Genomic DNA, 15362 nt, shown 5'->3' on the forward strand with positions numbered 1-15362 from the left:
GTGAAGCGGCCGCGCAAGCGCGGCGCCAGCGTCGCGGTCATCGACATCGGTTCCAACTCGGTTCGTCTCGTCGTCTACGAGGCGCTGGCACGCAGCCTCATTCCGATCTTCAACGAAAAGACGCTGTGCGGCCTCGGGCGCGAGGTGCAGAGCACGGGCCTGCTCGCGCCCGACGCCGTCGACAAGGCGCTGACTTCGCTGAAACGGTTCCGCGCCCTATGCCGCGTGATGCAGGTCGGGCGCGTGTTCGCGATTGCGACCGCCGCCTGCCGCGACGCCTCCAACGGCGCCGATTTCATCGCCAAGGCTGAACGCATCTGCGCGGTGAAGATCGAGATCCTGTCGGGCCAGCGCGAAGCGCGGCTGTCGGCGCTCGGCGTGATCTCCGGCATCCATCATCCTGACGGCATCGTCGGCGATCTCGGCGGCGGTTCGCTCGAACTGATCGACGTCCGCAGGAACAGCGTGCGCAGCGGCGTGACGCTGCCGCTCGGCGGGCTCGCGCTCCAGGATCTCGCACACAAATCGCTCAAGCGCGCCGACCGCATCGTCCGCGAGGCGATCGACGAGGTGCCGCAGCTCGCCGCGGGCCGCGGCCGCGCCTTCTACGCCGTCGGCGGCACCTGGCGCGCGCTCGCGCGCATCCACATCATCCAGAGCGGCTATCCGCTCCAGGTGATGCACGGCTATTCGATTCCGGCGGCCGAAGCGCTCGACTTTTCGCGTCGTCTCCGCCGGCTCGCGGCCGCGGACATGCTTGCCGACATCGAGATCGTCGCCGATGCGCGCCGCCCGCTCCTCACCTATGCGGCGCTGGTGCTCGAGCACATCATTCGCGTGGCGCAGCCGAAGACCATTGTGTTCTCCACCTTCGGCGTGCGCGAGGGCCTGTTGCATGAGAAGTTGCCGGAGGCCGAACGCAACAAGGACGGGCTGATCTGCGCCGCAGAAGAACTTAATCAGCTGCTGTCGCGTTCGGCGAAGCACGCCCGCGAGCTGATCGCCTGGACCGACCGCCTCGCCCGCGTGGTGAGGCTGCGCGAGACCGAAGAGGATCGCCGCCTGCGTCACACCGCGTGCCTGCTCTCCGACATCGGCTGGCGCGTGCACCCCGATCACCGCGGCGAGCAGACGCTGAGCCTCGTCGTCAACGGCAATTTCGGCGCGATCACCCACACCGAGCGCGCCTTTGTCGGCCTGTCGGTGTTCTACCGCTATGCGGGGCTCAGCGAGGAAAACCAGCCGCCGGCCACCATGCAGGGCCTGCTGACGCCGGCACAGCTTGAACGCGCCCGCCTCCTGGGCGCGGCATTCCGCGTCGCGCACCTGATTTCGGCGGCGCGCCCGGGTGTGCTGCCCGCGACGCATTTCCGCAGCGTGGGCCGCAAATTGATGCTGGTGTTCGAGCACCGCCTCGTTGATCTCGTCGCCGACCGCGTCGGCAGCCGCTTCCGCGCGCTCGCGCGCCTCGTCGGTCGCGCGGGCTCGATCGTCAGGCGGTAGGAAGTTACTCCGCCGACGCCTTGGCATGGCGCTCGGAGGATGCCAGCGCGGCTGCACTCAGGCTGCGTCGGCGCCAGATGGTGCCGACGACCAGCACGACGACGACGCCGAGAAGCGCGCAGAGATATTCGCCACCTCCGCCGCCATGGGCGAATTGCGGCGGGATGCGAAGAGCGCCGAGCATGTTGTCCAGCGAGGCGCCGAGAGGACCATCGAACAGCGTGTGCAGCTTCGGCGCGATGCCAGGATCGGTCGCGATCACTTCGCCCGAGATCCAGCCGAGCAGCGCCGCACCCGCCCAGACCAGCACCGGCAGCTTTGCAAGCAGCGCCATGATCAGCGCGGCACCGGCGACGATCAGCGGCACGCTGATGGCAAGGCCGAGGATCAATAGCGGCACGCTGCCATTGGCGGCGGCGGCCACCGCAATGACGTTGTCCAGACTCATGACGATGTCGGCGACCACCACGATCTGGATGGCCTGCCACAGATGCGAGGCGGACTCGACGTCGTCCTCGTCCTCGTTTTCGGGCACCAGGAGCTTTGCCGCGATCACGATCAGCGCGAGACCGCCGACCAGCTTGAGATACGGCAGCTCCATCAGGGTCGCGACGATGCCGGTGAAGATGATCCGCAGCATCACCGCAGCGCCGGCACCGAAGATCATGCCCCACAGCCGATGCCGCGGGCTGAGGCCGCGGCAAGCGAGTGCGATCACCAGCGCATTGTCGCCGGAGAGCAGGATGTTGATCCAGATGATCTTGCCGACCGCGATCCAGAAGGTCGGCTCGGCCATCTCGTTGCGAAACTGGGTGAAGAATGCCCCGATCGTAGCGGGATCGAAGATCTGCCAGAGCCAGCTCACAATAAGTCCTTTCGCCCCGTCGTTTTAACTTATCAGCCGATGATCAGCCGACGATCTCGTTGCCCGAGAAGAACTGCGCGATCTCGATCGCGGCGGTCTCCGGCGCATCGGAACCGTGCGCGGAGTTCTCGCCGATCGACTTTGCGTAGAGCTTGCGGATAGTGCCGTCGGCCGCCTTGGACGGATCGGTCGCGCCCATGGCGTCGCGGTATTTGGCGATGGCGCCCTCGGCTTCCAGCACCTGGACCACGACCGGGCCCGAGGTCATGAACTCGACGAGCTCACCGAAGAACGGCCGCGCCTTGTGGACGGCATAGAAGGTCTCGGCCTGTTCCTTGGTCATGCGGATGCGCTTCTGCGCGACGATACGCAGGCCCGCCTTCTCGATCACGGCGTTGACCGCACCGGTCAGGTTACGCGCGGTCGCATCGGGCTTGATGATCGAGAAAGTGCGTTCGATGGCCATAGTCTTATCCTTGAGGAGAAAGCGGTGGTTCGGAGTTGCGGGGCTTATATCGGCGCCTTCGCCGGACGGCAAGCGACCGCCGGAGCGGCCTCACAGGCGCTGCGCCGCAGGCGGCTGTCCGCCAGGATTCCAACATGGATTACAACAATTTCACCCAGATGAACCCAATCTGAAACCTCCGTCAGGGTTCGGTTCAGCTTCGCCGGCGTAAGGTCTGGCCTATCGAAACCCAAGCCCTGATCACGAGGCAGACCGTTTCGGCGGCCTTTCCATCGACGCGATAGCGCCGCGCCAGCAGTTTTTGAGGAGATCACCATGTTGAGGAAACTTTCGCTTGCCGCTGTCGCCGCGGTTGCGCTGGGTGCCGCGCTGGCACCGACCTCCGCCTCTGCCCACTGGCATGGCGGTGGCTGGCATGGTGGCGGCTGGCATGGCGGCTATCACGGCTGGGGCGGACCGCGCTTTTATGCTCGCGGCCCCGTCGTCTCCTACGGTTATGGCGGCTGCTATGTGCGCCGGCTGGTCCCGACCCCCTGGGGACCCCGCTGGCGGATGATCAACCGCTGCTACTGAGCCCGGCAGCACCTTTTTCAAGTACCTCCAGGTACCTACCCCCCCAGGTACCTTCCAGGAGAAGCCCCGGCGATCCCCCCGCCGGGGCTTTGTCTGTGGATGGATATGGCGCGACTTCATACAATTTTTACTAGAATGCCGAGCAATCTCCGCGAGTGGCGAAACCATTTTGGGGGCCAATGACTTGATATGGTGTCCTTGCTTTGAGAACACGGAACCCCGCGATGGCTGGCCCTTTTGCCAATGACAGCGAACAGATTGACCGGCGCACCAGTCGTTCGATTTGCGACGCCGTGGGCGAAAGGCTTCAGCAGAGCCTGCGCCCCGATCCCCGGCTCCCGACGCACCTTGAGCAGCTGCTCAACGAGCTGAAGCAGCGCGACCGCGAATCACACTGACCGGAAGCTGACTGGAAGACGCGGAAAAACGGGTTGCGTTCGGCGCGCCTTGCGGTGACAAGGCCGCATGCTTGCTATCACCGACCTCTCCGTCCGCCTCGCCGGACGCCTTCTGATTGACCAGAGTTCCGTGCAGATCACGCCCGGATCGCGCGTCGGCCTGGTCGGGCGCAACGGCACCGGCAAGTCCACCCTGTTCAAGGTGATCCGTGCCGAGCTGGCGGCCGAGCACGGCTCGGTCACCCTGCCGCCGCGCTGGCGCGTCGGCAGCCTGGCGCAGGAAGCTCCGAACGGCCCCGAAAGTCTGATTTCCGTCGTGCTCAAGGCCGATCTCGAACGTGACGCGCTGCTCGCCGAGGCCGAGCGCGCGACCGATCCGCATCGGATCGCCGAGATCCAGACCCGCCTCGTCGACATCGACGCACATTCGGCGCCGAGCCGTGCGGCCGCGATCCTCTCCGGCCTCGGCTTTTCCGCCACCGATCAGCTCCGCCCCTGCGCCGAATTTTCCGGCGGCTGGCGCATGCGCGTCGCACTGGCCGCGACGCTGTTCGCGGCCCCCGACCTTCTGCTGCTCGACGAGCCCACCAACTATCTCGACCTCGAAGGCACGCTGTGGCTGGAGGACCATCTCGCGCATTATCCGCGCACGGTGATCGTGATCAGCCACGACCGCGACCTCCTGGAAAGCTCGGTCGACCAGATCCTGCATCTGGAGCGCGGCAAGCTCACGCTCTACAAGGGCACCTACTCCTCGTTCGAGGAGCAGCGCGCCGCGCGCGAGCTGCTCGACGCCAAGCAGGTCAAGCGCCAGGAAGCCGAGCGCGCGCGGCTGCAAGCCTTCGTCGACCGCTTCAAGGCCAAGGCCTCCAAGGCGCGGCAGGCACAATCTCGCGTGAAGATGCTGGAGCGGCTGAAGCCGATCACGGCGCTGGTCACCGAGGACGTGCGCGAGATCAGCTTTCCGGCGCCGGAGAAGATCCTGTCGCCGCCGATCATCGCGGCGGACAACGTCTCGGTCGGCTACGACCCGGCCAGCCCGGTGCTCAGTCGCGTCACCTTGCGCATCGACGATGACGACCGCATCGCGCTTCTCGGCGCCAACGGCAACGGCAAGTCGACGCTGGTCAAACTGCTCGCCGGACGCCTCGCGCCGTTCTCCGGCCGGGTGACGCGCGCGGACAAGCTGTCGATCGCCTATTTCGCCCAACATCAGCTCGACGAGCTCAACGAGGACGCCTCCGCCTACGACCACGTCCGCAAGCTGATGGGCGATGCGCCCGAAGCAAAAGTGCGCGCGCGTGCTGGCGCGATCGGCTTTTCCGGCAAGGCGGCCGACACCAAGGCCGGCAGGCTGTCGGGCGGCGAGAAGGCGCGGCTCCTGCTTGGCCTTGCCACCTTCTTCGGCCCCAACATGATCATCCTGGACGAGCCGACCAACCATCTCGACATCGACAGCCGCGCCGCGCTTGCGGAGGCCATCAACGAATTCCCCGGCGCGGTGATCATGGTCTCGCACGACCGCTACCTGATCGAAGCCTGCGCCGACCGGCTCTGGATCGTCGCCGACCGCACCGTGACCAATTACGACGGCGACCTCGACGAGTACCGCCGCCTGGTGCTGTCCGCGCGCAACGCCGACCCAGCTCCGCGCGAGCGCAGCGCCGCAAGCGAGAAGCCGCAGCGCGTAAGATCGGACAATCGCGGCTCGCTGAAGAAGCGCATCGCGGAAGCCGAAGCCGAGATCGCCCGCGTCAGCGAGATCATCACCAAGATCGATACTGCGCTCGCCCTGCCCGACATCTTCACCCGCGACCCCAAGCAGGCCGCGCAGCTGTCGAAAGCGCGCGCGAACGCCGCCGATGCGCTGGCGCGCGCCGAGGAACAGTGGCTCGAGGCGAGCACGCAGTTCGACGAGGCGGCGGGGTAACGCCGCCTCGTCGCGAGGCCGGGTCCATCAAATTCGGAAAAACAACCCCATGCGCAGTACCGGTATTTCGATACCAGGCACTGAGTTATTGAACCAGCTTGTCTTTATCCGCTTAGCCAGCAACACCCCGCGCGGCGATTGCGCGCCGGAATGACTCAGTCCGCGTACTGGCCGGCGGCCTTGATGATCGGCGCCCAGCGGTCGATTTCACTCGCCAGCATCGCACCGAGCGCCTCGGGCGTCGCCTTGTCCTGTGGGACCGGCTCGGTGTTGATGTCGTTGAACCGGGCGATCAGCGTCGGATCCTTGAGCGCGGTCTGGAGCGCCGCCGTCAGCTTCTGCACGACCGCAGGCGGCGTACCCTTGGGGGCATAGATGCCGTGCCAGACGCCGAGTTCGAAACCCTTGAGGCCGGCCTCGTCGGCGGTCGGCAGATCGGGCAGGCTCTTCAGCCGCTCCTTGGTGGTGATCGCATAAGCCTTGACCTGCTTGGCCGTGATCGGCCCCGTGGTGTTCGTCGCCTGGTCGCAGGTGAGATCGATCTGCTTGCCGAGCAGATCGTTCATGATCGGACCGTTGCCCTTGTAGGGCACCGTGGTGAGCTGCTTCTGGATCGCCGTCATGAACAGCATGCCGCAGAGATGCGATGCCGCTCCAAGGCCGGCATTGGCGTAGGTCAGCTTGTCGCCCTGCTGCTGGGCGTAAGCGACCAATTCCCTCAGCGTGTTGGCCGGGAAGTCCGGACGCGCGATGATGGTCATCGGCGCGTTGGTCACGAGCCCGATCGGCGCAAAGGCCGTCTTCGTGTCATAGCTGAGGTTGCGGTACAGCGTGGCCGCGGTCGAGATGCCGACATGATGGACCAGCAGCGTGTAGCCGTCCGGCTGGGCACGCGCGGCGCGGGTCGTGCCGATCGTGCCGCCGGCGCCGGTCGCGTTCTCGACGATGACCTGCTGTCCCAGGGATTTCGCCATACCCGCCGCGGTCAACCGCGCGATGGTGTCGGTCGGTCCGCCGGCGGCGTATGGCACCAGCACGGTGATGGTTCTCGTCGGGTAATCCTGCGCGACGGCCGCGCCGAGCGGCAGAAGCAGAGCCGAGATGATCGCGATGAACCGCATGCTTTCCTCCAAATTTTCTTGTAGCGCCATATGAGCGCATTCTGGGCCGCGCGGCCATCAGGAAAGCTGCTTCAGCAAAAGTGTCGCGATCACGATCTGATCGCGCCGCCGACGCGGGTGGATGCCTGGAACGGTCGTCAGGCCTGACATTGCTCCGTCCCGAGAGGACGGGACGACGCCACGCCGAAGACAGGAGCGCGCATCTTCGGGATGACCGCTTCCAGCATGACGAAGCTGTTGGGTAGCTATTGTCCCGTGAGACCAGGTTGACGCACGTAGTAGACGTCCCACTCCGCTTCGTCCGTCTGCTCGAAGCCGTGACGCTGATAGAAGCGGTTGGCCTCGCTGCCACGCAATGCGCCAAGCCGGATTGGAATGCGCTGCGCATCGGCATCGGCACAGATCCGTCGAAGGACTGCGGCTCCGACTCCCTGTCCCTGATGTTCGGGCACGATGTACAAATGGTCGAGGTGCCAGTGATCCTGCCCGGGGCGAACCAGGACAAAACCCACGCGGACACCATCGGCTTCGATGAAGCGGCACAGCGCCGGGTCAAAGGTCGCCAAAAAACGATCCCGCGCACGCTGCGGATCAAAGCGCCCGACACGCTCCAGGCTCTCGCGCATCGCAGCGATGCGAATGGTCACGAGAAGATCAGCGTCCGACTGCGTCGTAGGCGCGAAAGTAAGGTTCATGAGCTAGCCCGTCAGGTCGAACCCGCCACCGACGCTACGCGGCACGCTGGCGATGCGCGACAGAACGGCCCACAAGCTTTCGATCAGGCCGCCGATTTCTTCTTCGGCTTCGGCTTCGTCGCCCTCGGCACCGGCTGCGGGTCCGGATTGCCCTCGATCGCGGACAGGCGACCGGAGGTGAAGGTGTAGGTGCCGGCACGCGGGCCGGTCGTCCAGGTCACCACGGCAACACGCCGGCCGGCCGCATCATTGGAAAGATTGACACTCGATGGCGCGCCGATGCCGCGCACCACGTCGCATTCGGTGTGGCCGAGTGCGACCGTGCCGCCCGTGGACGCCGGTGCCGTCGTCGATGCATTGGCGTCGGCCGGTCCCGGCGGCGGCGCCATTCCGGCACAGGCGCCGTCGGCGCTGACAAGATCCTCGGCTCCGACAGGCTTGTCGGGGGTCAGCGGCGGCGATTCGATCGAGATGTTCTTGATGAAGAGACGGCCGGGTTTCTGGAACCATTCGGCATCCCTCGACAACAGATCGCTCGCGCCCGAACAGCCCGCGAGCAACGGTGCTGCGGCAGCCAACGCAACCATGAGCGAGCTGGGAAGCTTTTGATGTCGCACGATAAACCAAATTCCCCGCGTGAAGGACCCACCCTAAGCGTTTGTCCCAACATCACTTTGCGGCACGAAGGTGACCAAAGTCAGCATCGCCCGAAAAGTGCAAATTATCATTAATTGCGAACGCCCCCTAATTCCGCTTCTGCCACCGGCCCCGTTCGTCGGCCTGCCAATAGGTGACATCAAATCCCCGCGCCTTGCAATCCGTCCAGGCGCTGCGGGCGAGCGCGAGCGCGTCCGGATCGTCACCGTTGAACAGCAACACCATGCGCTCGTAGCCCTGCCCGTCCTGCGGCAGCGTGGCGCTGTCGATCAGGAAGCGGACATTGGCGCCGTTCGGATTGTCCTCCGCGATCGCCAGCACGATCGGTTGGTCGGCGGCATCGTTCACGCGCCATGTCGCGTGCGGCAGGAAGGAATCGTCGCGATAGGTCCACAAATGCGCGTCCAGCGCATCGGCGCGCTCCTCCGACGTCGACTGCACCACCACGCGCCAGCCGCGCTCGAGCGATTTCTCGAGAAGCGGCGGCAACACGTTCTCCACCGTCATGTTTTGCAGATGGTAGAACAGCACCTCAGTCATCTTGGCTCATTTGCGCTCGTAGTGATCTGCCACCAGGCGATCCAACAGGCGGACGCCGTAGCCGCTTCCCCAGCTCTGGTTGATGTCGGTCTTCGGCGCACCCATGGCGGTGCCGGCGATGTCGAGATGTGCCCAGGGCGTGCCGTCGACGAAGCGCTGGAGGAATTGCGCCGCGGTGATCGAGCCGCCGTGACGGCCGCCAGTGTTCTTCATGTCGGCGAACTGGGAATCGATCAGCTTGTCGTATTCGGGGCCGAGCGGCATGCGCCAGACCTTCTCCCCGCTCTCGATGCCGGCCGCAAGCAGCCGTTCCGCGAGCTCGTCATTGTTGGAGAACATGCCGGCATGCTCGGTGCCGAGCGCGACCATGATGGCGCCGGTCAGCGTCGCCAAATCCACCATGAGTTTCGGCTTGGACTTCTTGGCGACGTACCAAAGCACGTCGGCGAGCACGAGACGGCCTTCTGCGTCGGTGTTGATGATTTCGATGGTCTGGCCCGACATCGAGGTGACGATGTCGCCCGGCCGCTGCGCATTGCCGTCGGGCATGTTCTCGACGAGGCCGATGGCGCCGACCACGTTGGCCTTGGCTTTGCGCGCAGCGAGCGCATGCATCAGGCCGACGACGCAGGCAGCTCCCCCCATGTCGCCCTTCATGTCCTCCATGCTGCCGGCCGGCTTGATCGAAATGCCGCCGGTGTCGAAGCAGACGCCCTTGCCGACGAAGGCAACCGGCGCCTCGCCCTTCTTGCCGCCGTCCCAGCGCATGATCACGGTGCGGCTCGGCCGCACCGAACCCTGGCCGACGCCGAGCAGCGCGCCCATACCGAGCTTCTGCATCGCCTTGACGTCGAGCACCTCGACCTTGACGCCGAGCTTGCGGAGCTGGCCTGCGCGGCGGGCGAACTCCTCGGGGAAAAGCACGTTCGGCGGCTCGTTGACGAGATCGCGCGCGATGATCACGCCGTCGACGACGTGACCGGCCGCGGCGAACGCCTTCTTCGCAGCAGCGGCATCGCCGACCGCAAGCGAGACATCGGCCCGCGAGCCGCCCTCCTCGCCGTCCTTCTTCCTGGTCTTGTAGCGGTCGAACTTATAGGCGCGCAGCCGCAGGCCCGAGGCGACCGCGACCGCCTGCTCGCTCGTCATGGCGCCATCGGGCAGCTCCGCCATGATGGTCATGGCGGCGGTCCCGGCCGGAAGCTTGCTCGCCGCCACGCCGCCGAATTTGAGAAAATCGTTCGCCTTCAGGCTGGCGGCCTTGCCCGCGCCGATCACGAGCAGACGGGTGGCCTTCATCCCCTCCGGCGCCAGGATGTCCAGCGCGGCCCCGCTCTTGCCCTTGAAGGCGGCCGCGGAAGCCGCCCGCTTCACCAGATCAGCGGCGCCACCGAGCGCCTTGGCCGTCGCCGGGCCGAGCTTCAGGCCGTCGTCACAGAACACGACCAGGATGCCACGGGGTGCGGCAGATAACGGGACAAAGCCGACCTTGATGGCATCGGACATGGGTAACTCCTCCAAAACATGGGGCTTTTCGCCATTGGGCAATCCCGGCCACGGGCCGGAGCTGAACGGCGATTCACTGCGCCTTCCGCACTATGGGCCAGCGCCCCGCCAGATGCCAAGCACCCCCGTGGCCGCCAGGCCACAATGAGGGAAATATTAACCATATATTGAGGGTGCCACGGGGCAGCCATTTTGTTGACGGATCAAAGGGATGCTAGAGAGAGTAAGCCGCCGGAACAGATGGCTGGCCGTCCCTTGGGGATCCCGTTTCGGGATTGGGGCGGGCAGCAAGGTCCGGGCCGGCATTGGGGTCTTGGTGGGGATTCGTGCGGTAGCGCATGGGGTCGATCGATAGGTATATCTTCCGCACGACGCTGGCGTCGTTTGCGCTGGTCCTGGTCAGCCTCACCGGCGTGATCTGGATTACGCAGGCGTTGCGCGGCATCGACCTGATGACGAGCCAGGGTCAGACCATCCTCACCTTCCTCGGCATCACCAGCCTCGTGATCCCGGCCCTCGTCCTGATCATCTCGCCGATCGCGCTGATGATCGCGATCTCGCACACGCTGAACAAGCTGGCGACCGATTCCGAGATCATCGTGATGAATGCGGCGGGCTTCTCGCCGTTCCGGCTGTTCTATCCGTTCTTCTACGCCACCTGCGTGGTGGCGCTGCTGGTCGCCTTCATCGCGGCCTATCTCGCCCCCGACGGCATGCGGCGGATCAAGCAGTGGGACGCCGAGATCACCGCCGACGTGCTCACCAACATCCTCCAGCCCGGCCGCTTCGCCCAGCTCGACAAGAACCTGACGATCCGGATCCGCGAGCGCCAGCCCGGCGGCATCCTCGCCGGCATCTTCATCGACGACCGCCGCGATCCGAACGAGCGCGTCTCGATCGTCGCCGAGCACGGCGAGGTCGTGAAGAACGAGACCGGATCATTCCTGGTGCTGGAGACGGGCAATCTCCAGCGCTTCGAGGCGGGCAAGCGCGATCCGGCGCTGGTGGCGTTCGGCCGCTACGGCTTCGACATGTCGAAATTCTCTGGCCAGGGTCGCGACGTCACCCTCGGCATCCGCGAGCGCTATCTGTGGGAGCTGTTCTCGCCGTCCGAGGACGACCCCGTCTACAAACAGATTCCCGGCCAGTTCCGCTCGGCCCTGCACGACAGCCTCCTGGCGCCGATCTATCCCTTCGCTTTTGCGGTGCTGACCTTCGCGTTCCTGGGGGCGCCGCGCACCACCCGCCAGAGCCGCAACTTCTCGATCGGCGGTTCGGTGATCGCCGTGTTCGGCCTGCGCATGGCCGGCTTCGCCTGCTCGGTGATGGCGGTGAAGTCGCCGGGCGCGGTGCTGTTCCAATACGCGATGGTCCTGGGCGCTATCGGCGTCGGGCTATGGATGATCATCGGCGGCATCGTGGTCGAGCCGCCGCCCCGCCTCATGGAGGCCATCAACAGATCGAACGCGCGGATCGCGCGGCTGTTCGGACGGCCGGCCATCGCATGAGCATGCTCACCAACACACTCGGGCGCTATTTCGCCGGCCGCTTCGTGGTCGCGGCGCTCGGCGTGTTCGCCAGCATCTTCCTGCTGCTGGTGCTGGTCGACTACATCGAGATGGTGCGCAAGACCTCGGGGCTGGCATCCGCCTCGGCCATCATGGTGGCCGAGACCTCGCTGTTCCGGGTACCGCAGCTTTTGGAGAAGCTGACGCCGTTCTGCATGCTGATCGGCGCCATGACCTGCTATCTCGCCCTCTCCCGCCGGCTCGAGCTGGTGGTCGCGCGCGCCGCCGGCATCTCCGCCTGGCAGTTCATCTCGCCGGCACTCGGCAGCGCGCTGCTGATCGGGGTGATCGCCACCGTCGCCTACAATCCGATGTCGGCCAATCTGCGCGAACTCTCCAAGCGCATGGAGGCGGAGCTGTTCGGCTCGGCACCCGGCGGCGGCATTCAGGATGCTTCCGGCTTCTGGCTCAATCAGGTGACCAGCGACGGCCAGACCATCATCAACGCGGCGCGCAGCGAGCAGCAGGGCATCCGCCTCACCGGTCTCACGCTGTTCCGGTTTGACACAGAGCAGCACTTCAAGGAACGCATCGAGGCGCGCGAGGCGACGCTGGAGGCCGGCCATTGGCTGTTCAAGGGCGTCCGCCGTTTCTCGCTGGACTCGCCGCCGCTCGACCAGGCCCGCCTCGAGATTCCGACGACGCTGACCGAGGCGCAGGTTCGCAACAGCTTTTCCACACCGGAGACTGTGTCCTTTTGGCAACTACCGAGCTACATCCGCTCCTCCGAAAGCTCGGGCTTCGCGACAGCAGGATACCGACTCCAGTATCAGAAGCTTCTGGCGCAGCCGTTTTTGCTGGCAGCCATGGTGATGTTGGCGGCTTCCGTGTCGTTGCGCTTCTTCCGGATGGGCGGCGTGCAGAAGATGGTTTTGAGTGGCGTAGGCGCAGGCTTTCTGCTCTACGTTCTGTCGAAAGTAACTGAGGACTTGAGCAAGGCTGAGTTGATGCATCCGATCGCTGCGGCGTGGTTGCCCGTTGTGGTGGGCGGCCTCACCGGCTTTTTGGCCTTGCTCTATCAGGAGGACGGATAGTGACTGCCGTCCACCGAGGGCTCGTGTCTCGTTCGACGCGGCGCACATCGGTGCGCGCGAACGGGTGCGGTTTGTCCGTCCGCAGGTTGCTGCTCGCCGTCGTCACCGCCGCCTCGCTCGGCGGGCTGATGGACGTTGCCGCCGTGGTGCCGGCCTCCGCCCAGAGCTTCACCTACAATCCGCTGCCGCCGCGTCCGAAGCCGGCCGCCGTGCCTCACGACAACCAGATGCTGGTGCAGGCGACCGAGGTCGACTACGACTACAACAACTCGCGCGTCTCCGCGGTCGGTAACGTCCAGCTGTTCTACAACGGCACCAGCGTCGAGGCCGACAGGGTCATCTACGACCAGAAGACCAAGCGGCTCCATGCCGAAGGCAACATCCGCATGACGGATGCCGACGGCAAGATCACCTATGCCGAGATCATGGATCTCTCCGACGATTACCGCGACGGTTTCGTCGATTCGCTGCGCGTGGACACGGCCGACCAGACCCGCATGGCCGCGAGCCGCGCCGACCGCTCCAGCGGCAATTACACGGTGTTCGAGAACGGCGTCTACACGGCCTGCGCGCCGTGTAAGGACGATCCGAAGAAGCCGCCGCTGTGGCAGGTCAAGGGTGCCCGCATCATCCACGACCAGCAGGAGAAGATGCTGTATTTCGAGACGGCACAAATCGAATTCTTCGGCGTGCCGCTCGCCTACATGCCCTATTTCTCGACGCCCGACCCGACCGTGAAGCGCAAGTCGGGCTTCCTGATGCCCGGCTATTTCCCGGGCACGACGAACACCGGCTTTGGCGCCGAAGTCCCCTACTATTGGGCGATCGCGCCCGACATGGATGCAACGTTCACCCCCCGCTTCATGTCGCGGCAAGGCGTGATGCTGCAGGGCGAATTCCGGCAGCGCCTCATCGACGGCGCCTACCAGATCCGCGCTTATGGCATCTACCAGCTCGATCCCGGCGCGTTTGCCGGGCAGCCCGGGGACCGCCAGTTCCGCGGCGCCGTCGACACCAAAGGTCAGTTCGCGCTGAACGACAAATGGGTCTGGGGTTGGGACGGCGTCCTGATGTCCGACTACTATTTCTTCTCGGACTACCGCCTCTATCAGTACCGCGATCCGCTCGGCTCATTCCTGCTGCTGCCGACGGAAGCGCTGTCGCAGCTCTATCTGACCGGCGTCGGCAATCGCAGCTTCTTCGACGCGCGCACGATGTACTGGCTGAGCTATTCGGGTAACCAGAGCCAGGTGCCGATCGTCTATCCGGTGGTCGACTACTCGAACGTGCTCAACTATCCCGTCTTCGGCGGCGAGTTCAGCTACAAGACCAATTTCTTGAACCTGTCGCGCGACCAGGCGGTGTTCGATCCGATCACGACGGTGGCCAACACCAGCAGCCTGTGCACGACGGCGTCGGCCGATCCGCTGGCCCGCACGCCCTCGCAGTGCCTGCTGCGCGGCTTCCCCGGCACCTACACCCGCCTCACCGCGGAAGCGCAGTGGCGCAAGTCCTTCACCGATCCGCTCGGCCAGATCTGGACGCCGTTCGCCAGCCTCCGCGCCGACGCGATCAATTCCTCGGTCTCCAACCAGCCGGGCGTGTCGAACTACCTGCCCGTCGGCGACACTCAGGCGTTCCGCCTGATGCCGACCGTGGGCCTGGAGTACCGCTATCCGTTCATCAACGTTCAGCCCTGGGGCTCGACCACCGTCGAGCCGATCGCGCAGATCATCATCCGGCCGAACGAGACCTATGCCGGCAAGCTTCCGAACGAGGACGCCCAGAGCATGGTGTTCGACGCCTCGAACCTGTTCAGCGTCGACAAGTTCTCCGGCTACGACCGTGTCGAGGGCGGCGGCCGCGCCAATGTCGGCGTGCAGTCCACCACGCAGTTCGACAGGGGCGGCGCCGTCAAGGCGCTGTTCGGACAGTCCTACCAGTTGTTCGGCCTGAACTCCTTCGCGGTCCAGGACAGCATCAATACCGGCCTCGATTCCGGCCTCGACAAGCCGCGTTCCGATTATGTCGCGAGCGCCAGCTACTCGCCGAACCGCACCTATACGTTCAGCGTTCGCTCCCGCATGGACGAGCAGACCTGGAACATCCAGCGCTTCGAGGCGGAAGGTCGCGCCAACTTCGATCGCTGGTCGGTCGCCCTGCTGTACGGCAATTATGCCCCGCAGCCGGAACTCGGCTATCTCGCCCGCCGCGAGGGCATCCTGACCTCGGGCTCGCTCAAGGTCGCGGCCAACTGGGTGGTGTCGGGCTCGGCACGCTGGGATCTCGAGGCCAACAAGATCAACCAGTATGTGGTCGGTGCCGGCTATGTCGATGATTGCTTCGTGCTGGCGGCGAACTATGTAACTTCGTATAGCTATTCGGCGGGCACCACACCGCCCGTGCTGAGCCATGCGTTCATGTTCCAAATCGGCCTGCGCACGCTCGCGACCTCGTCGACGAGCAGCGGTTACGCCGGCCTCCAGTGAGCGGTTTGAATTGCCGG

General features: G+C 65.3%; 14 protein-coding genes. 7 read left to right on the top strand and 7 right to left on the bottom strand.

Features of this window, described 5'->3' with window-relative positions; genetic code table 11:
• Window positions 1–1503 (top strand): exopolyphosphatase, encoded by a 1503-nt coding sequence (gene ppx, locus NLM27_RS15280; RefSeq protein ID WP_254144089.1) that lies wholly within the window; start codon window positions 1–3, stop codon window positions 1501–1503.
• A 4-nt stretch (window positions 1504–1507) separates the two neighbouring features.
• Here ppx and NLM27_RS15285 read toward each other — a convergent pair whose 3' ends face one another.
• Window positions 1508–2368, bottom strand: a complete 861-nt coding sequence (locus tag NLM27_RS15285; RefSeq protein ID WP_254144090.1) for a TerC family protein — start codon at window positions 2366–2368, stop codon at window positions 1508–1510.
• Between the two features lie 43 nt (window positions 2369–2411).
• A complete protein-coding gene (ndk, locus tag NLM27_RS15290) occupies window positions 2412–2834 on the bottom strand; it encodes a nucleoside-diphosphate kinase (RefSeq protein WP_027535388.1) in 423 nt (140 codons plus the stop codon).
• 315 nt (window positions 2835–3149) lie between these two features.
• On the opposite strand from ndk, the gene NLM27_RS15295 reads away from it, so the two are divergent.
• From NLM27_RS15295 to NLM27_RS15305, 3 genes are all read left to right on the top strand, one after another.
• On the top strand, window positions 3150–3407 hold the full coding sequence (locus NLM27_RS15295; protein ID WP_254144091.1) for a sulfur globule protein precursor: 258 nt from the start codon (window positions 3150–3152) through the stop codon (window positions 3405–3407).
• Between the two features lie 224 nt (window positions 3408–3631).
• Window positions 3632–3805, top strand: coding sequence for a hypothetical protein (locus tag NLM27_RS15300; protein ID WP_254144092.1), 174 nt, complete (start codon window positions 3632–3634; stop codon window positions 3803–3805).
• Between the two features lie 67 nt (window positions 3806–3872).
• Window positions 3873–5735, top strand: coding sequence for an ABC-F family ATP-binding cassette domain-containing protein (locus NLM27_RS15305; protein WP_254144093.1), 1863 nt, complete (start codon window positions 3873–3875; stop codon window positions 5733–5735).
• A gap of 155 nt (window positions 5736–5890) precedes the next feature.
• Here the strand turns inward: NLM27_RS15305 and NLM27_RS15310 are convergent, their stop codons facing one another.
• The 5 genes from NLM27_RS15310 to NLM27_RS15330 all read right to left on the bottom strand — a co-directional run bounded on the left by NLM27_RS15310 (window position 5891) and on the right by NLM27_RS15330 (window position 10254).
• Window positions 5891–6856, bottom strand: coding sequence for a tripartite tricarboxylate transporter substrate-binding protein (locus NLM27_RS15310; protein ID WP_254144094.1), 966 nt, complete (start codon window positions 6854–6856; stop codon window positions 5891–5893).
• A gap of 245 nt (window positions 6857–7101) precedes the next feature.
• Window positions 7102–7503 (bottom strand): GNAT family N-acetyltransferase, encoded by a 402-nt coding sequence (locus tag NLM27_RS15315; protein WP_254144095.1) that lies wholly within the window; start codon window positions 7501–7503, stop codon window positions 7102–7104.
• 131 nt (window positions 7504–7634) lie between these two features.
• Window positions 7635–8129, bottom strand: a complete 495-nt coding sequence (locus tag NLM27_RS15320) for a hypothetical protein (protein WP_254148832.1) — start codon at window positions 8127–8129, stop codon at window positions 7635–7637.
• A 166-nt stretch (window positions 8130–8295) separates the two neighbouring features.
• Entirely contained in the window at window positions 8296–8748 is a 453-nt protein-coding gene (locus NLM27_RS15325) for a DNA polymerase III subunit chi (protein ID WP_254144096.1), read from the bottom strand.
• 6 nt (window positions 8749–8754) lie between these two features.
• Window positions 8755–10254 (bottom strand): leucyl aminopeptidase, encoded by a 1500-nt coding sequence (locus NLM27_RS15330; protein ID WP_254144097.1) that lies wholly within the window; start codon window positions 10252–10254, stop codon window positions 8755–8757.
• 338 nt (window positions 10255–10592) lie between these two features.
• Here NLM27_RS15330 and lptF point away from each other — a divergent pair, with 338 nt between their 5' ends.
• The 3 genes from lptF to NLM27_RS15345 are packed head-to-tail and all read left to right on the top strand — an operon-like array spanning window position 10593 to window position 15345.
• The gene (gene lptF / locus NLM27_RS15335; protein ID WP_254144098.1) at window positions 10593–11762 is read left to right on the top strand and encodes an LPS export ABC transporter permease LptF; all 1170 of its coding nucleotides are present in this window, start codon (window positions 10593–10595) and stop codon (window positions 11760–11762) included.
• Window positions 11759–12856, top strand: coding sequence for an LPS export ABC transporter permease LptG (gene lptG, locus NLM27_RS15340; RefSeq protein ID WP_254144099.1), 1098 nt, complete (start codon window positions 11759–11761; stop codon window positions 12854–12856). Before lptF ends, lptG begins: the two co-directional genes overlap by 4 nt.
• Window positions 12856–15345 carry an LPS-assembly protein LptD gene (locus NLM27_RS15345; RefSeq protein WP_254144100.1) on the top strand — a complete coding sequence of 830 codons (2490 nt, stop codon included), beginning with the start codon at window positions 12856–12858 and terminating at the stop codon, window positions 15343–15345. Before lptG ends, NLM27_RS15345 begins: the two co-directional genes overlap by 1 nt.
• Window positions 15346–15362: the final 17 nt, after the last annotated feature.

It is taken from the genome of Bradyrhizobium sp. CCGB12, assembly GCF_024199845.1.
GTDB lineage: Bacteria > Pseudomonadota > Alphaproteobacteria > Rhizobiales > Xanthobacteraceae > Bradyrhizobium.